Source organism: Ornithinibacillus caprae (assembly GCF_009728145.1).
GTDB classification, from domain to species: domain Bacteria; phylum Bacillota; class Bacilli; order Bacillales; family Amphibacillaceae; genus Ornithinibacillus; species Ornithinibacillus caprae.
Map to the genome: position 1 here is coordinate 177,125 of NZ_WOCA01000001.1, position 18,652 is coordinate 195,776.

Genomic DNA, 18,652 nt, shown 5'->3' on the forward strand with positions numbered 1-18,652 from the left:
AATAATTTTACAAGAGGAATAAATTTATATAAACTTTAAAGAAACATGTATACATAAGAAAAGCTAGTTATTATTTAAACAACAATGGAGGTACATAATAATGACAAATGATTATAAACAACTACCCCTCCTACCTTTACGAGGTTTATTAGTATTTCCAACAATGGTACTTCATCTGGATGTTGGTAGAGATAAATCTGTAGCTGCTTTAGAAAAAGCTATGATGGACGATCAAACGATTTGTTTAGCAGCACAGAAAAAAGTAAGTTTGGACGATCCGAAAACAAATGAAATTTATCATATTGGTACTGTGGCAAGGGTAAATCAAATGTTAAAACTTCCAAACGGAACGGTTCGAGTACTTGTAGAAGGTCTATATAGAGCTGAAATCATCCGTTATGTTGAAGAAGATGAAGAATTTATCGTAGAAGTTAACAAACTTGAAGAAGTCACTGGGGATAAAACGGAGGAAGAAGCTCTCAAGCGCTCTTTATTAGGGCAATTTGAACAATATATTAAAATATCTAAAAAAATTACCCAGGAAACATTGGCAACGGTAACTGATATTGATGAACCAGGAAGGTTAGCAGATATTATCACATCTCATTTATCATTAAAAATCCGAGACAAGCAACAGTTGCTTGAAATTGTTAATGTTCAAAAGAGATTACAGTATTTAATAAAATTGATTTCTAATGAACAAAAGGTATTAGATTTAGAAAAGAAAATCGGTCAACGTGTAAAAAATTCCATGGAAAAAACCCAAAAGGAATATTATCTTCGTGAGCAACTAAAGGCGATTCAAAAAGAGCTTGGAGATAAAGATGGAAAAACGGGAGAAGTTGGTCAGCTAAGAGAGAAGCTTGAACAATCTGATATGCCTGACCGTATTAGAGAAGTGGCAATGAAGGAACTAAATCGTTATGAAACAGTACCACAGAGTTCAGCAGAAAGCTCAGTAATTCGCAATTATTTAGAATGGTTACTTTCTCTACCATGGACAGAAAAAACACAAGATACAATCGAAATAAACCATGCGAAAGAAATACTAGACAAAGACCATTATGGGTTAGAAAAGGTAAAAGAACGTGTACTTGAATATTTAGCTGTACAAAAGCTAACTCAATCTATCAAAGGACCAATCCTATGTTTGGTAGGACCTCCTGGAGTTGGAAAAACTTCGTTAGCAAAATCAATTGCTCAGTCCATTAATCGCAATTTTGTACGTGTTTCATTAGGTGGGGTACGTGATGAGGCGGAGATTCGAGGGCATCGACGTACGTATATTGGTGCAATGCCCGGAAGGATTATTCAAGGTATGAAAAAAGCAAAAACGATTAATCCTGTCTTTTTATTAGATGAAATTGACAAAATGTCTAACGATTTCCGTGGTGATCCATCTTCAGCAATGCTGGAAGTGTTAGACCCCGAGCAAAATAGTACATTTAGTGATCATTTTATTGAAGAGACGTATGATTTATCTAACGTGCTATTTATTGCAACCGCAAACTATGTAAATAATATTCCAGGTCCATTATTAGATCGGATGGAACTTATACCTATTTCAGGCTACACAGAGGTAGAGAAACTGCATATAGCGAAAGAACATCTAATTAATAAACAATTAAAAGAAAATGGCTTAAACAAAAGCAACTTACAAATACGTGAAGATGCACTTTTAAAATTAATCCGTATGTATACGAGAGAAGCAGGAGTACGTGGATTAGAACGTCAAATTGCCAAATTGTGCAGAAAGGCAGCTAAAATTATTATCTCTGAAGAGAAAAAACGTGTAGTCATTACGGAAAAAAGCCTAGAAGAACTATTAGGTAAACCAATGTTCCGTTATGGCCAAATGGAGCAGGAAGACCAGATAGGTGCAGCTACAGGGTTAGCATATACTGCTGCAGGTGGAGATACACTCTCTATTGAGGTATCGCACTATCCTGGTAAAGGAAAGCTTACCTTAACTGGTAAATTAGGGGAAGTAATGCGAGAATCTGCACAGGCGGCATTTAGCTATATTCGTTCACGGGCACATGAATTACAAATCGATCCTGATTTTCACGAGAAATATGATATTCATATTCATGTTCCAGAAGGTGCTACACCTAAAGATGGACCATCTGCAGGTATTACGATGGCAACAGCTCTTGTATCAGCATTGTCAGGTCGCTCGGTTAAAAAAGAAGTTGGAATGACAGGGGAAATTACTTTAAGAGGAAGAGTTTTGCCAATCGGTGGCTTAAAAGAAAAATCATTGAGTGCTCATCGTGCTGGAATCACAACGATTATTATGCCAGAGGATAATAAAAAGGATTTAGATGACATTCCTAAAAGTGTTCGGGAGGAATTAACCTTTATTCCGGTAAATCATTTAGATCAAGTGTTAAAACATGCTCTTGTGGAGGAGAAACATGAAAGTAACTAATGCAGAAATTGTTATCAGTGCTGTTAGTCAAAAGCAATATCCAAATGACCAGCTACCAGAGATTGCGTTAGCAGGCCGTTCTAATGTGGGAAAATCATCCTTTATTAATAAACTAATTAATAGAAAAAATTTAGCTAGGACTTCATCAAAACCTGGGAAAACACAAACATTGAATTTTTACCGTATTAACGATGCGTTCTATTTTGTTGATGTGCCTGGATATGGTTATGCGAAGGTCTCCAAAAAAGAAAGAGAAAAATGGGGCGTCATGATGGAAGAATATTTTCAGACTCGAGAAACCCTTAAAGCTGTTTTCTTAATAACGGATATTCGTCATGAACCTACTAGAGATGATATTCAAATGTACGAATTTCTTAAACATTTTGATTTACCTGTAGTAGTAGTTGCTACGAAACTAGATAAAATCCCTAAAGGAAAACGAACAAAGCATTTGAAGCGAACTATTCAGACTTTGCAGGTAGAACAAGATGATATTGTGCTTCCATTTTCAGCTGAAACAGGTGAAGGTAAAGATGAGGCTTGGGGGATATTAAAAAAATATTTATAATGTGCAAGAGGCTCCTTTCTATTTATGAAAGGAGTTTTTTTATTGTAATAAGGCTTGTTAAATGCAATGTTTTCATTAGTGAATTCAGAAAACTCTTAGCATTCTAGAGTTATTAACAGAATCATAAAGTATAAATAAGGTATAGGCAGTTATTTAATAATAATAATTTGAAATCTATACAAATATACATATATAGATGAATATGCAATTGGTTGTTTCAATTTATTATTGATATAATTTTAATGAAACAGTGCGAGTGTTAATAATATTCCGTATTCTTATTGATACATACGCACAAAAAATCAAGGAGAGGGATGTTTACACGAGATGAGAAAACTGAAAATTTCATTATTTTTCGCTATGATTATTTTTGTTCTAGCTGCTTGTGGTTCAGATAGTTCATCAGAGGGAAATAATGTGGATGCTGGATCCGATTTTGATTTGGTTGAAGATGGTAAACTTACATTCGCTGCTTCAGGTGAGTTTAAACCGTTTAGCTATATGGAAGGTAATGAAATGGTAGGATATGATATTGCTGTCGCAGAAGCTATTGCTGAAAAACTAGGTCTGGAAGTTGTGCAACAGAAAGCGAAATTTGACGGTATAGTAACTGGTGTAAAGCAAGGGCGTTATGATATTGCAGTTGCAAGTCATACGGTAACAGAAGAACGATTAGAGGAAGTTGACTTCTCTGAACCGTATTACTATTCAGGACCAGTTATTTATACGAGGCCAGATAGTGATATAGAATCAGTTGATGATTTACAGGGGAAAGAAATTTCTGTATCAAGAGGTTCCACTTATGTAGAGATGGCAGAGGAATATACAGATAATATTCCGAAAGTAGATAGTGATGTTGTAGCATTACAATCACTTGCTTCTGGACATCACGATGCAGTAATTACAGACGATATTACTGGTCAAACTGCGATTGAAAATGGCTTAGAAATTGAAAATCGTGGTCAATTAGGCGTAAGTGAACAAGCTGTAGCAGTAGCAAAAGAAAATGAAGCCTTATTGGAAGCAATTAACGAAGCATTACAAGAATTGAAAGAAAGTGGGGAGCTTGCAGCACTAGCTGAAGAATGGATTGGTGTTGACATTACCCAGGAACCAGAAGAGTTAGAATAAAGGTTATTTCAAATGTGCGCAGTTAACATGCGCACATTTGTCCTCATTAAAGGAGTTGAATTAGTTGTCTCATTTAATTGAAGTTTTTATTGACACATATGACCTATTTTTACATGGTCTATGGATTACATTACAATTATCAGCAGCTTCGTTATTAATTGCATTTTTTATTGGTTTATTTTTTGCTATCTTAAAAATATCTAATTTTAAAGTTTTAGAATGGATTGCTGATGCTTATATTTGGCTTGTGCGAGGAACTCCGTTAATCGTTCAAATATTTGTTCTTTATTATGGTCTAGTAGAAATTGTTCTTATTCCGATGTTTTGGGCTGGAGCAATTGGTCTAGCATTTCATAGTGGAGCGTATATTGCGGAAATTATTCGTGGAGCAATTCAATCCATTGATAAAGGTCAAACAGAAGCTGGAAGATCGCTAGGAATGACTAAAGGACAAACTATGAAACGAATTATCTTGCCACAGGCATTCCGAAGAGCTGTTCCTTCGTTAGGTAACCAATTTATTATTGGTATTAAAGATTCTTCACTAGTTTCATTTATCGGGCTGCAAGAAATATTTGGAGTTGCAAGTTCTGGAGGTTCGAACAACTTCGATTACTTCACCTATTACTTTATTGCAGCGATTTATTATTTAATTATTGTTCTTGCTTTAACATTAATTGTAAATCATATTGAAAAAAGAATGGCTAAAAGTGATTAGGAAGGAGGTTTCGTATGAGTGGAAATAATGAAATGATTCGAGTAGAAAAGTTGAATAAGTCTTTCGGGGATCTACATGTACTAAAGGATATCGATCTAACTGTAAAAGAAAGTGATGTTGTAGTACTTGTTGGTGCTAGTGGATCAGGAAAAAGTACGTTACTTCGTTGTTTAAATTTCTTAGAAATAAAAAATGACGGCAAAATAATTATAGATGGTGAACAAATCGAGACGAAAACCCATGACCTAAATAAGATTCGTGAAAAAGTAGGGATGGTTTTTCAACACTTCAATTTATTCCCTCATAAAACCGTGATTGAAAACGTAATTGAAGCCCCAACACAGGTGAAAGGTATTAAAAAATCTCAAGCAATTAAAGAAGGGAAAGAGCTTCTAGATAAAGTAGGGTTAGGAGACAAGTACGATGTTTACCCTTCAACATTATCAGGTGGGCAAAAACAGCGTGTGGCGATTGCTAGAGCCCTTGCTATGAAACCAGACGTAATGTTGTTTGATGAACCAACCTCAGCATTAGATCCCGAATTAGTTGGAGAAGTATTAGCAACGATGAAAGAACTTGCTGATGAAGGAATGACGATGGTAGTTGTGACCCATGAGATGGGCTTTGCTCGTGAAGTAGGTGATTGGGTTTTCTATATGCATGATGGTAAAATCGTAGAATATGGACATCCAAATGAATTGTTTGATAATCCAAAAGAAGAAAGAACCAAGGCGTTTTTAAGTTCAATCCTATAATTAAAAAAGACGGTATTTTAGCTGTTGTTTATAAAAAAAGTGATAGTAGAAAAAGTTAATAACGGAATGAGGATCCGTCAAAATAATATGAATGAATCCTCGTTCCGTTAAATGTTTAAAAAGTTACTCTAGAGATGGTTGTTTGGAGTCTAGTCCCGTTACATGCGGAATAGAGTGTACTTCGCAAAGGCAATGAAGCATATTCCAGATACTCCCTGGCTGAAACCGTGCCAGTGGCAAAGTAGACACTGTGATAGCGACTAAAAGGTGCGTGAATAGCTGTCGTCGAGCTAGAAGTGAAAGTAACTGCCCGCAGTGGCGATCACGTTGCTGTTACTTGGCCTTCTCCCGAGTGTTTTCTGGACAATAGGCTACTACGGATTCCAAATCAACTAATTTAGATATAAACCAACAATAAATACGAAAGTGCCCATTAATGAAAAAGAAGTAATTTAGCCATCAATTGGCTAGATTACTTCTTTTTTCTTAATAAATAGATTCCAATAATAATAAGTGCAATTGGCCAATAACTTTCAAAAAAGCTAATGATAGGATAAATCCAATGAAAAGTCTCCGGTAAGGAAACAGAAAAAATCATAATTAATGAAAATCCGATCAAAATAACACTATAAAGTAATCCATTTTTTGTTTTTAAGTAGCGAATTAAAAAAGCAATCCCAACAATTAAAGGGTACATAGCCCAATGATCAATCCAAAAGGTATAATGCTCTTTTCCGTGAAAATGTATCCCTAACCCTAAGATTAAAGTTCCTGTAAATAAATGATGGTAGTCTCTCGCTCTGTAACTATGAATTAATAAGGCACCACCAACTATAATGAATAACGTTGGCCATGAATAAAAATCTGTTATAATTGGGACTTTTAATTGCCTTAAAAGAAAATAGACGCCTATTCCGATTAAAATATAGGCAAAAAAACTGTTTGATTTTTTCAGGTCGATCACCTCTTTATTGTTGAATACAGTTTGAATTCTTGCTTCTTCTATGTTGTTGTGATAGAGTACAATCGAGTCTAACATAATATACGTAATATCCTATCATATTGTTTCAAATTATGTTCACAAAATAAAAAAATGTGTACATTTACCTATGCTATAATAAAATAAGCATACTATAAGCGTGAGTTCAAATTTAATCTTTTGAACCTCTTGTTTTAATGGAGGAGAGATAAGGTGCATATACTTAAAGTTGGATTTAATTACAAAAGTGCTCCTGTAGAAATAAGAGAAAAACTTACATTTTCTGAAGAGTCACTTCATGAAGCAATGAATGAATTGAAAAAACAGAAGAGCATTCTAGAAAATGTTATTGTCTCTACTTGTAATCGTACAGAGATTTATGCAGTGGTAGACCAGCTACACACTGGCCGATATTATATTAAACAATTTTTAGCAGATTGGTTTAACATCGATAAAGAGGAATTTACTTCATACTTACGTATTACTGAAGATGATGGAGCCTTAGAGCATTTATTTCGAGTGTCAACAGGTCTGGATTCGATGGTGTTAGGTGAGACGCAAATTCTTGGACAAGTTAAGCAGTCTTTTTTAACCTCTCAAAAAATACAAGCAACAGGCACTATATTTAATGAATTATTTAAGCAGGCAATTACATTTGCTAAGCGTACTCAAAAAGAAACTGCTATTGGAGAACATGCAGTTTCTGTTAGTTATGCTGCGGTGGAATTGGCTAAGAAAATCTTTGGCCATTTGAATGATAAGCATGTAGTGATATTAGGTGCAGGAAAAATGGGTGAGCTTGCTGCTAAAAATTTACAAGGGTCTGGAGCGTCTCGTATCACGGTTGTGAATCGTACCTATTCTAAAGCAGAACAGCTTGCTGAAAAATTCCAAGCAAAAGCAGAACAACTTGATCGCTTACATGATGTTTTATTAACTGCTGATATTTTAATTAGCTCAACTGGATCTAATGATATTGTTTTAACAAAAGAGTCATTAGCTCCAATTCAAAAACAGCGAAAAGGTAGAGCATTATTCTTAGTTGATATTGCTGTTCCAAGGGATCTTGATCCAGCCCTAAGCAGTCTAGATAATGTATTCCTATATGATATCGATGATTTACAGCATATTGTCGATCAGAATCTAGAGGCAAGAAAAAAAGCTGCTGAGAAAATTGAGCTAATGTTAGAAGAAGAAATTGTATCCTTTAATGAGTGGTTAAAAACATTAGGCGTAGTTCCGGTAATCTCTGCATTAAGGGAAAAAGCTTTAGCAATTCAAGCTGAGACGATGAAGAGCATTGAAAGAAAGATGCCTGATTTAACTGAGCGAGAAAGAAAAGTTCTAAACAAACATACGAAGAGCATTATTAATCAGTTATTAAAAGAACCGATCACACAAGCAAAAGAATTAGCAGCTAGTGACCAGGCAGAAGATGCACTAGAATTGTTTATCGATATTTTTGGAATTGAAAAAGAAGTAAAAGAAGAAATTGCAAACCAAGCAAAAAAAAATGACACGGTAATGAAAGCAACAATGGATCATAAAGTATCCTTTCCTTTAATTGAAAAATTGGCTAGTCGATAAGAAAGGATTTCTTGGATGGTTGAGGCAAAATGGCTATATGAAATTATATTATTCGTATATGTATTAAGTCTAATTGGATACTTTATTGATTTTATACAACAAAACCGGAAGGCGAATCGACTAGCCTTCTGGTTACTTAGTATGGTTTGGATATTACAAACCGTTTTTTTATTTATTCAGATATTTATTGCACAAAGCTTTCCGATCGCAACATTAACCGATAGTCTATTTTTTTATAGCTGGATTTTAGTTACATTTTCACTCATTATAAACCGGTTGTTTAATGTGCATTTTATAGTGTTTTTCACAAATCTATTTGGGTTTTTTATTTTATTATTATTTATTCTAACTCGTGCTCAGGAGAGTATGCAAGACAGTGGGATACGATTGGTTCATGAGATTTTGATTACACATATTACGTTTGCGATCGTTTCCTATGGATTTTTTACCTTATCGTTTCTATTTTCGGTCATGTACATTATGCAATATCTTTTTTTAAAAAAGAAAAAAGGGTTAAAATGGATGTGGAGATTTGGAGACTTGGAATTGCTCGATACATACTCCTTTAGATCTGTAACAATCGGTGTTCCGGTCTTATTAATTGGAATTATTTTGGGGTTTGTTTGGGCATTTGTATCACAAGCTGAATTTTATTGGTTTGATTTGAAAACAATTGGGTCGATACTAGTGTTAATCGTCTATAGTTGTTATTTACTTTTACGAATCGTTTCAGGGTATACAGGTAAAACGATCGCAACATACAATATAGCTGCATTTTTAATATTACTTATTAACTTCTTTTTGTTTAGTATACTGTCAAATTTTCATTTTTAATGACCTTAAGGAGGAAGAAATATGCGTAAGATAGTAGTTGGTTCACGAAAAAGTAATTTAGCTTTAACACAAACAGAATGGGTAATTAATCAATTGAAGGAAGCGGGTATTCCAAATGAGTTTGAAATTAAAAAAATCGTAACTAAAGGTGATCGAATCCTCGATGTCACCCTCTCAAAAGTTGGAGGAAAAGGATTGTTTGTTAAGGAAATTGAACAGGCGATGTACGATAAAGAGATTGATTTTGCTGTACATAGTATGAAGGACATGCCTGCTTCACTGCCGGAAGGGTTAACTATCTCAACCATCCCTGTTCGTGAAGATCACCGTGACGCATTTATTTCTAAAAATAACGTTTCACTACAAGAACTTCCAAAAGGTGCTATAGTTGGAACAAGTAGTTTGCGTCGTGCTGCACAAATATTAGCCGAAAGGCCAGATGTCTCTATAAAATGGATTCGTGGAAATATTGAAACTCGAATTCGTAAATTACAAGAGGAAGATTATGATGCTATTATATTAGCCGTATCAGGCTTGAAACGTGTTGGCTTAAGTGAGGACCTTATCACGGAATACTTAGATCCAGAAGTTTGTGTTCCTGCTGTTGGACAAGGTGCTTTAGCGATTGAATGTAGGGAAGATGATACGGAAGTAAGAGATTTATTAGCTAAGATTAATGACGAGCATACAACACGTACAGTTACTGCTGAAAGAACGTTCTTACATTTATTAGAAGGCGGCTGTCAAGTTCCAATTGGTGGTTACGCATATTTAGATGGAGATGAGGTTGTATTAACGGCTTTAGTAGGAACACCTGATGGGAAAACGATTATCAAAGAAGTTGTACGAGGCACAGACCCTAAAGAGGTAGGTCAAATAGCTGCGAATAAACTAATTGACCAAGGTGCAAAGGAAATTGTTGAAAGAGTAAAAGAGGAGCTGGACAACTAATGTCCAGGTCATTACATGAAAAGAAAATACTGGTGACTCGGGAAAAAATGCAAGCCAAACAATTTTCCGAGAAAATATTAGAATATGGTGGTATTCCAATCGAGGTACCTCTATTAAAAATTTCATGTAAGAAAGATCGTAACACCGAAGAAATACTAAGTAGATTATTTCGTTATAAGTGGCTATTTTTTACAAGCTCAAATGGTGTTCATTGTTTTTTTCAGCTATTGAAAAGATATCATATTAACGTAAACCAAATACAAACAATTAATATAGCTGTTGTTGGGAACAAAACAGGCAATGCTGTAAAAGAATATGGGTTAACTCCGAGTTTTAAGCCGACTATTTATAATGCTGAAAGAATGGCAAAAGAATTTCTGTCATCTGTGCCAGAACGTGAACCAATTCTACTTATTCGCGGGAATCTTTCAAGAGAAGTTTTACCTGAAAAGTTTAATCAACTAGAAATAAAATTTGATACAATAGAAGTTTATGAAACCATCTTTGATGAAGGAATTCAAGATCGTTTAAATAGGGTTTTAGAGGAAAATACGTTTAACTTTATTACCTTTACGAGCCCATCCACTGTTGAAGCTTTTGTTCAAATGATCCAAGCGGGTGAGCTTAAAACCAAAGCTTTCAACACGATATGTGTATGTATTGGTACAACTACGGAACAGCGTGCTCGAAAACTCGGCTTTATAAATACGGTTGTTCCTACTGAATACACAATTGATGGAATGATTGAATGTATGAGTAATTTTAAAGAGAGAGGATAATGAAAATGGGACAAACTCCAGAATTTAAAAGACATCGCCGTCTACGTTCTTCACATGCAATGCGGGCAATGGTAAGGGAGAATCATTTGCGAACGGAAGATTTCATTTATCCAATGTTTGTTATTGAAGGAGAAAATATAAAGAATGAAGTTCCTTCCATGCCAGGTGTTTTCCAAGTTTCCTTAGATTTATTAAAAGGTGAAGTAGAGGAAGTTTATCAGTTAGGGATTAAGTCTATCATCTTGTTCGGTGTACCAAATGAGAAAGATGAAGTTGGTACAGGTGCTTATGTAGAAGATGGGATGATCCAGGAAGCAACCCGACTTGTTAAGAAAGAATTTCCTGATATGCTGGTAGTCGCTGATACATGCTTATGTGAATACACTTCACATGGTCATTGCGGTGTGATTCATAATCATGATGTAGATAATGACGAATCATTAAAGCTATTAGCAAAAACAGCTGTTTCTCAAGCAGAGGCAGGGGCAGATATTATTGCACCATCTAATATGATGGATGGTTTTGTAGCAGTCATTCGTAAAGCATTGGATGATGCAGGATATCACAATATACCTATTATGTCATATGCCGTTAAATATGCGTCAGCATTTTACGGTCCGTTCCGAGATGCAGCAGATAGTACTCCACAATTCGGCGATAGAAAAACCTATCAAATGGATCCTGCTAATCGAATCGAAGCTTTACGTGAAGCGGAATCTGATGTACAAGAAGGTGCAGATTTCTTAATCGTCAAACCAGCTATGTCTTATCTAGATATAGTTAGGGAAGTTAAAGATAACTTTAATTTACCTGTCGTAGCTTATAATGTAAGCGGGGAATATTCAATGGTTAAAGCTGCAGCGCTTAACGGTTGGGTTAATGAAAAAGAATTGGTTCTAGAGAAGCTCACTGCGATGAAGAGAGCGGGAGCAGATTTAATCATTACTTACTTTGCTAAAGATGTTGCTAAATGGCTAAGTGAATAAAAATTGTGAGGTGGTAGTATGAAAAACTTTCAAAATTCAGTGGATGCCTACAAAGAGGCGGTTGATTTAATGCCAGGAGGTGTTAATTCACCTGTACGAGCATTTAAATCAGTTGGAATGTCACCCATTTTCATGGAGCATGGAAAGGGTTCTAAAATTTATGATATAGACGGAAATGAGTACATTGACTATGTTTTAAGTTGGGGGCCACTTATTCTTGGGCATGCAGATGACCGAGTAGTAGAGAAATTACAAGATGTGGTGGCTAGAGGAACAAGCTTTGGTGCCCCTACTACGTTAGAGAATAAATTAGCTCAACTAGTTATTGATCGTGTACCGTCTATTGAAATGGTACGGATGGTTAATTCAGGAACTGAGGCAACCATGAGTGCCTTACGTCTTGCAAGAGGTTACACCGGGCGAGATAAAATCTTGAAATTTGAAGGAAATTATCATGGGCATGGAGATTCTTTACTAATTAAAGCAGGATCCGGTGTCGCTACTTTAGGGTTACCAGATAGCCCAGGAGTGCCTGAATCTATTGCCCAAAATACGATAACAGTACCCTATAATGATTTAGAAAGTGTAAGGTACGCGTTTGATAACTTTGGTGATGATTTAGCTGCAGTTATTGTTGAACCAGTATCAGGTAATATGGGAGTAGTTCCTCCTAAAGATAACTTCCTACAAGAGTTGCGAAACATTACGGAAGAAAACGGAACCGTACTTATTTTTGATGAGGTAATGACTGGTTTCCGAGTAGGTTACAATTGTGCACAAGGTCATTTTGACGTTACACCGGATTTAACTTGCCTAGGAAAAGTAATTGGTGGGGGACTACCAGTTGGAGCATACGGTGGAAAACGAGAAATAATGGAAAAAGTTGCTCCGGTTGGCTCGATTTATCAAGCGGGTACACTGTCAGGTAATCCGTTAGCTATGACAGCAGGATATGAAACTTTAAATGCTTTATCAGAGTCTTCCTATGAAGATATTAATCAAAAAGTTGAAAGTTTAATGGAAGGCTTTAGAAAAGCTTCTGAAGAATTTGATATCCCACTACAAATTAATCGAGCAGGATCAATGGTTGGGGTTTTCTTCACGGATGAACCAGTTATAAACTATGAAACTGCACAGAAGTCTAATCTTGATTATTTTGCTCAATACTATCGAGCAATGATTGAGGAAGGTGTATTTTTACCTCCTTCTCAATTTGAAGGATTATTTTTATCAACAGCACATTCGGACGAAGATATAGAAAAGACTATTCAAGCAGTAAGAAATGCTTTTTCTAAAATTAATAAGTAAATCGTAAAAAAGCTACTCTCCATGGGTAGCTTTTTTCCCTTTGTGAAGCATATCCTTATATGAGCTTTCATATAGATAATTAAGACATGTAAGTATATGGATTTATGCTGAAGGGAGGAAGTCACTTGTCAAACGATCAATCCGTGTTTAGTTTTGAGTTGAACGAGTCTCTTTATTTTGAAAGAGGACAGGAAGTTGGAGAAATTATGGGGATATCCTTAGAACCTGAAATTTCAATTCAACCATTCAATGAGTATATTTCAATACGCGGGGTAGTAGAGTTACAAGGATCATATTTAAAAGCAGATCATGAGCAGGGAGAAAATGAAGAAGATTATTTCACAGAAGGTTACCATTCGAAACGCTATATGGAAAGAGTAGTCGATACTGACCAAGGAAGTGCAGAGTTTTTGCACCGTTTTCCAGTTGAGATTTCTGTTCCAACCTATCGAGTAGAGGATCTTGATGATGTTACGGTTATGATTACCTCATTCGACTATGAATTACCAGAACCTAATCAATTACAATTAAAATCTACTATAGAGATTCATGGAATTAATGATCAAGTAGAAGAATCCCGTAATGAGGATTACTCTGTCGAAGTTACTGATGATAATGAGATAGAACCTGAGGAAAGAGAAGCGGAGGATGCCTTTGAATTTGAAATTAAAAAAGAGAAAGAGGAATCTCCAGATGTAGTTGAGAGTGAAGATTTAACGAATACACCAACATTATCCACATCTATTCAAGGAGATGATGAGGACCCAGAAGGTGGGAGGTGGAAATATAAAAAACAGACTCAGTCTTTTGCAGAATTTTTTAACAAAGAGGATCCAGACTCTAGTGATTCACCAGAGTCTGTAGAACTAGTAGCTGAATCTCCAGATGTTTCATCGGGTTATTTGGATTTTGAGGAATCTCCTAGTCCATTTGAAAGCAGTGATTTAAGCAGGGAAAGTGGAGAAAGTAGCTCTAAAGAAAAAGCAGACTTACGGTATCTATCTGATATGTTTAGAAATGAAGAAGAATCCTATACGAAAATGCGACTATGTATTGTACAAGAAAAAGATACACTTGAATCGATCGCAGAACGTTATGACACTACGTCGATTCAAATCGTTAATCAAAACCGTCTGACTGATGATCATGTCACAGAAGGTCAGTTATTGTATATCCCTTCAAAGAAGAAAGATTAATACATTAATACCCCTTGCTAGAATTAGCTAAGGGGTATAATTATTTTAGGAGTTTTGAAACTGGTGGTGAATTTGTTGGAAAAAATCCGAACTATTTTACGTAGTTATGGAATTACGCCGGTAGAGATTGAACCAATTACTAGTCGCTTGTATCGAATTACAGACCACAGTAACCAATGTTATGCCTTAAAGAAAAGTTCACTTTCTAAAGAAAGTATTAGAAAATGGGAAAGTGTTTTCCATATTGCTAATTCCAATAAGTTATTAAATGTAATTCCGGTTTATCTTACGAGACAAGGTAGTCTTTATGAAACCGTTAATGAAGAAGTGTTTTATGTGACACCTTGGCTTGAAAATAGGAAAGAAGCTATAACAATCGAAAAGCTTTATAGGTCCATTGGTTATATCCATGGGAGTACGAAAAAGAAACAGACTATTTCCAGTAGGTCTTTTATTTCATCATTTAATCGTTATCAAAAATACTGTGAAACCAATCGGAATTCTCTATTAACATGTGTGGAACAATTCGAGCAAAAAAAATACATGTCACCGTTCGAATTATTAGTTTGTACACATTATCATGTACTTGAACGTGTATTTGTAACCATTCAACGTCGTATTGAACAGCTCATAAGTGAATTGGAGGATGAAGAGACATGGAGTATAAGTTTATGTCACGGTAACTTAAGCTATGATCACGTTGTTAATGATAATCAAACCTATCTGATCAATTGGGAAAAAACGTTTTTTGATAATCCAATTTTAGATTTAGCAACCTTTTTTAAAGAAGAAGTAATCCATTATGATGCACCAATTGAATCTTTTATCGAACACTTTGGACAATATACCGATGAAAATAAACTGCAAAACAGTGAATTATATTTATTGTCTATTTACCTATTAGATCCAACAACTTATATGGATTATATTCGTTCCTATCAAGACTCATCTAACCTATCTATGGTACAACAAATAAAGCGAATACAGCACGTCTTTAGACAAATGGTATTCGCATTAAAATTTTCTGATTATGTGGAGTCTGAATATGAAAGTATTTCACTAGATGATCTCGAAAGTTAGATCCACTTCATATAAAAGCAAATAAATATCCCAGCTAAGATTAATAATAATAATACGTCAAAGGTTGTTGGTATTAAAATGGTACGAATTAATTGAAAGATTAACAACGGTAATGTAACGTTTTCAGCAACGATAATACACTTTCTGGCCCATGGTGGTAGACGGTAGCGATAATACCTTGCCATACGATCACTCCTTTTTAAGTACTCACCTAATCAGTCATTCTGATATACTATATGTATAAATGTAGTAAATTTGTGCAATTCTTATTATAATAGTTGATTTTATAAAAGAATTTGGCTACAATATATAAATAATTATGTTGCAGAAATTGTAATAAAGGCTTTGAGAGGGAAGAGTACAAAATTTATCGCCTTCAGAGAGGGAAACCATGAGCTGGAAGTTTCCTAGGATGATGTTTTGGAAGGTCGCCCTTGATGCTGCTTCTTTGAACGATAAGTAGGAGAAGCCGGTTATTGACCGTTATCAATTCGAGTGTACAAGAAATCATTACTTGTAAACAAAGGTGGTACCACGGAAATATACCCTTTTCGTCCTTTTATTAGGATGGAAAGGGTTTTTTAATAGGCTTTTTTCGCTTAGATTGTTGCTAATACACGTTATGTTTCATTACTTGAAAAAGCAATAATTTTTTGAATAAAGTCGATTTATTAACTTTAGGAGGTCAAGAGTATGAGTGAAAAGGAAACATCACTACCGTCTAAGTATGATCGACAATCGGTAGAAAAGAATCGGTATAAGTTTTGGATTGATGGTAAATTTTTTGAGGCAACAGGAGATCCAGAAAAGGAACCTTTTTCAATTGTTATTCCACCACCAAATGTAACTGGAAAGCTACATTTAGGTCATGCCTGGGATACTACTATGCAGGATACAATCTCTCGCATGAAGCGGATGCAAGGATATGATGTTTTATGGTTACCAGGAATGGATCATGCAGGTATTGCTACTCAAGCGAAAGTAGAAGCTAAATTAAAAGAACAAGGTAAAAGCCGTTATGAATTAGGCCGCGAAAAGTTTTTAGATACGGCCTGGGAGTGGAAGGAAGAATATGCTCAATTTATCCGTGCTCAATGGGAAAAATTAGGGTTAGGTGTAGATTATTCCCGTGAGCGTTTCACATTAGATGAAGGCTTATCTAATGCAGTAAAAGAAGTGTTTGTTACGTTATATGAAAAAGGATTAATTTATCGTGGGGAGTATATAATTAACTGGGATCCACAAACCAAAACAGCATTATCTGATATTGAAGTAATTTATGAGGAAGTACAAGGTAAGTTTTATCATATGAAATATCCAATAAAGGATAGTGATGAAACGATTGAAATTGCTACAACTAGGCCAGAAACAATGTTAGGTGATACGGCAATAGCAGTACATCCTGAAGATGAACGATATAAGCATCTAGTTGGCAAAACAGTTGTATTACCAATTGTCGGTCGCGAAATTCAAATTGTAGCTGATGATTATGTCGATATGGAGTTTGGTTCAGGAGCGGTTAAAATTACACCTGCACATGATCCGAATGATTTTGAAATTGGAAATCGTCACAATTTAGAACGAGTTCTTGTGATGAATGAAGATGGAACAATGAATGAAAATGCAGGTAAATATGAAGGTCTAGACCGCTTTGATTGTCGAAAACAAATTGTAAAAGACCTACAGGATCAAGGTGTACTATTTAAAATTGAAGAACATACACACCAAGTAGGGCATTCAGAACGAAGTGGAGCAGTTGTAGAACCTTATTTATCAACACAATGGTTTGTTAAAATGCAGCCACTTGCCGATGCAGTAGTAGAAATGCAAGATACAGATGATAAGGTGAATTTTTATCCACCGCGCTTTGAAAGAACGTATTTGAATTGGATGGATAATATTCGGGACTGGTGTATTTCTCGTCAATTATGGTGGGGTCATAGAATTCCAGCTTGGTACCATAAGGAAACGAAAGAAGTTTATGTAGGCAAGGAAGCTCCAGCTGATATTGCAAATTGGGTGCAGGATGAGGATGTACTTGATACATGGTTCTCTAGTGCGCTATGGCCATTTTCTACAATGGGATGGCCAGATGAAGAAGCGGAGGATTTTAAACGTTTCTTCCCAACAGACGTATTAGTAACTGGTTATGACATTATATTCTTCTGGGTTGCACGAATGATTTTCCAATCTAAAGAATTTACCGGGAAAAAACCATTTAAAGATGTATTAATGCACGGATTAATTCGTGATTCAGAGGGTCGTAAAATGAGTAAGTCACTTGGTAATGGTGTAGATCCGATGGATGTTATTGAAAAATATGGTGCGGACTCATTGCGCTATTTCTTATTAACAGGTTCAACTCCTGGTCAAGATCTTCGTTTCTATTGGGAAAAAGTCGAATCAACTTGGAATTTTGCCAATAAGGTATGGAATGCTTCTCGATTCTCCTTAATGAATTTAGAAGGTTTCACATATGATGATATTGACCTGTCAGGAGAAAAATCACTTGCTGATAAATGGATTCTAACTCGCTTAAATGAAACCATTGAGCAAGTTACGAAAAATACCAATAAGTATGAATTTGGTGAAGCAGGACGTCATCTTTATAATTTCATTTGGGATGAGTTATGTGATTGGTATATCGAGATGGCGAAACTACCACTATATGGTGATAATGAAAATGAGAAAACCATGACACAATCTGTTTTAGCGTATGTATTAGATCAGACGATGCGTTTACTACATCCGTTTATGCCATTTATTACAGAGGAAATTTGGCAGAAGCTTCCACATCAAGGAGAGTCAATTACAGTAGCTAGATGGCCGGAGGTTCGTAGTGAATTCCATGATGAAAAAGCATCAAATGAAATGAAACGATTAGTTTCAATTATTAAGTCGGTTAGAAATATACGTTCTGAAGTAGATACACCAATGTCTAAACAGGTTAGTTTATATATTCAGACAGAAAATCAAGATATAGCAGATGAACTAGAGAACAATAGAGCGTATGTAGAACGGTTCTGTAATCCAAGTGAACTTATCATAAGCACTGAGGTTGATGTACCCGAAAAAGCGATGTCAGCAGTAATAACGGGTGCTGAGTTATTTCTTCCACTTGAAGGTCTGATTGATTTTGATAAAGAGATTGAACGCTTAGAAAAAGAATTGGATAAGTGGACAAATGAAGTAGAGCGCGTTCAGAAAAAATTAGCAAATCAAGGGTTTGTTAATAAGGCACCTCAAGCTGTAGTTGATGAGGAGAAACGTAAAGAACAAGACTATCTAGAAAAGCAAGCAAAAGTAAAAACAAGATTAACCGAATTAAAAGGATAAGAAAATAGCGGGA

16 protein-coding genes and 1 other annotated feature are annotated in these 18,652 nt (G+C 35.4%); of the genes, 14 read left to right on the plus strand and 2 right to left on the minus strand.

The annotated features are described in order from the left end of the window. Positions 1–100 precede the first annotated feature (100 nt). The 5 genes from lon to GMD78_RS00895 all read left to right on the plus strand — a co-directional run bounded on the left by lon (position 101) and on the right by GMD78_RS00895 (position 5,603). A complete protein-coding gene (gene lon, locus GMD78_RS00875) occupies positions 101–2,431 on the plus strand; it encodes an endopeptidase La (protein ID WP_155666217.1) in 2,331 nt (776 codons plus the stop codon). Next, the gene (yihA, locus tag GMD78_RS00880) at positions 2,418–2,999 is read left to right on the plus strand and encodes a ribosome biogenesis GTP-binding protein YihA/YsxC (protein ID WP_155666219.1); all 582 of its coding nucleotides are present in this window, start codon (positions 2,418–2,420) and stop codon (positions 2,997–2,999) included. The genes lon and yihA overlap by 14 nt, the downstream gene beginning before the upstream one ends. A gap of 327 nt (positions 3,000–3,326) precedes the next feature. Continuing rightward, positions 3,327–4,130 carry a transporter substrate-binding domain-containing protein gene (locus tag GMD78_RS00885; RefSeq protein ID WP_155666221.1) on the plus strand — a complete coding sequence of 268 codons (804 nt, stop codon included), beginning with the start codon at positions 3,327–3,329 and terminating at the stop codon, positions 4,128–4,130. 64 nt (positions 4,131–4,194) lie between these two features. Further along, positions 4,195–4,848, plus strand: a complete 654-nt coding sequence (locus GMD78_RS00890) for an amino acid ABC transporter permease (RefSeq protein WP_155666223.1) — start codon at positions 4,195–4,197, stop codon at positions 4,846–4,848. Between the two features lie 14 nt (positions 4,849–4,862). After that, positions 4,863–5,603, plus strand: a complete 741-nt coding sequence (locus tag GMD78_RS00895; protein WP_155666224.1) for an amino acid ABC transporter ATP-binding protein — start codon at positions 4,863–4,865, stop codon at positions 5,601–5,603. A gap of 472 nt (positions 5,604–6,075) precedes the next feature. Here GMD78_RS00895 and GMD78_RS00900 read toward each other — a convergent pair whose 3' ends face one another. Beyond that, positions 6,076–6,642, minus strand: a complete 567-nt coding sequence (locus GMD78_RS00900; RefSeq protein ID WP_343042046.1) for a LiaI-LiaF-like domain-containing protein — start codon at positions 6,640–6,642, stop codon at positions 6,076–6,078. Positions 6,643–6,795: 153 nt separating this feature from the next. Here GMD78_RS00900 and hemA point away from each other — a divergent pair, with 153 nt between their 5' ends. The 8 genes from hemA (at position 6,796) to GMD78_RS00940 (ending at position 15,303) form a co-directional block, all read left to right on the plus strand. After that, the gene (gene hemA, locus GMD78_RS00905; protein WP_343042047.1) at positions 6,796–8,169 is read left to right on the plus strand and encodes a glutamyl-tRNA reductase; all 1,374 of its coding nucleotides are present in this window, start codon (positions 6,796–6,798) and stop codon (positions 8,167–8,169) included. 15 nt (positions 8,170–8,184) lie between these two features. Next, complete coding sequence (locus GMD78_RS00910) at positions 8,185–9,003, plus strand: cytochrome c biogenesis protein (RefSeq protein ID WP_155666226.1); 819 nt, start codon at positions 8,185–8,187, stop codon at positions 9,001–9,003. Between the two features lie 21 nt (positions 9,004–9,024). Then, the gene (gene hemC, locus GMD78_RS00915; RefSeq protein WP_155666228.1) at positions 9,025–9,954 is read left to right on the plus strand and encodes a hydroxymethylbilane synthase; all 930 of its coding nucleotides are present in this window, start codon (positions 9,025–9,027) and stop codon (positions 9,952–9,954) included. Continuing rightward, positions 9,954–10,733: a uroporphyrinogen-III synthase gene (locus tag GMD78_RS00920; RefSeq protein ID WP_155666230.1), complete on the plus strand. Its 780-nt coding sequence runs from the start codon at positions 9,954–9,956 to the stop codon at positions 10,731–10,733. Before hemC ends, GMD78_RS00920 begins: the two co-directional genes overlap by 1 nt. 5 nt (positions 10,734–10,738) lie before the next feature. Then, a complete protein-coding gene (gene hemB, locus GMD78_RS00925) occupies positions 10,739–11,719 on the plus strand; it encodes a porphobilinogen synthase (RefSeq protein WP_155666913.1) in 981 nt (326 codons plus the stop codon). 18 nt (positions 11,720–11,737) lie between these two features. Beyond that, on the plus strand, positions 11,738–13,027 hold the full coding sequence (hemL, locus tag GMD78_RS00930) for a glutamate-1-semialdehyde 2,1-aminomutase (RefSeq protein WP_155666232.1): 1,290 nt from the start codon (positions 11,738–11,740) through the stop codon (positions 13,025–13,027). Positions 13,028–13,152: 125 nt separating this feature from the next. Further along, positions 13,153–14,223, plus strand: a complete 1,071-nt coding sequence (gene spoVID, locus GMD78_RS00935; RefSeq protein WP_246187532.1) for a stage VI sporulation protein D — start codon at positions 13,153–13,155, stop codon at positions 14,221–14,223. Positions 14,224–14,298: 75 nt separating this feature from the next. Further along, on the plus strand, positions 14,299–15,303 hold the full coding sequence (locus GMD78_RS00940) for a protein kinase family protein (protein ID WP_155666236.1): 1,005 nt from the start codon (positions 14,299–14,301) through the stop codon (positions 15,301–15,303). Here GMD78_RS00940 and GMD78_RS00945 read toward each other — a convergent pair. Next, the gene (locus GMD78_RS00945; protein WP_155666238.1) at positions 15,300–15,488 is read right to left on the minus strand and encodes a hypothetical protein; all 189 of its coding nucleotides are present in this window, start codon (positions 15,486–15,488) and stop codon (positions 15,300–15,302) included. The genes GMD78_RS00940 and GMD78_RS00945 overlap by 4 nt on opposite strands. A gap of 151 nt (positions 15,489–15,639) precedes the next feature. After that, positions 15,640–15,865, plus strand: a binding site (T-box leader). Between the two features lie 131 nt (positions 15,866–15,996). Here GMD78_RS00945 and GMD78_RS00950 point away from each other — a divergent pair. Then, on the plus strand, positions 15,997–18,639 hold the full coding sequence (locus GMD78_RS00950) for a valine--tRNA ligase (RefSeq protein WP_155666240.1): 2,643 nt from the start codon (positions 15,997–15,999) through the stop codon (positions 18,637–18,639). Positions 18,640–18,652 lie beyond the last annotated feature (13 nt).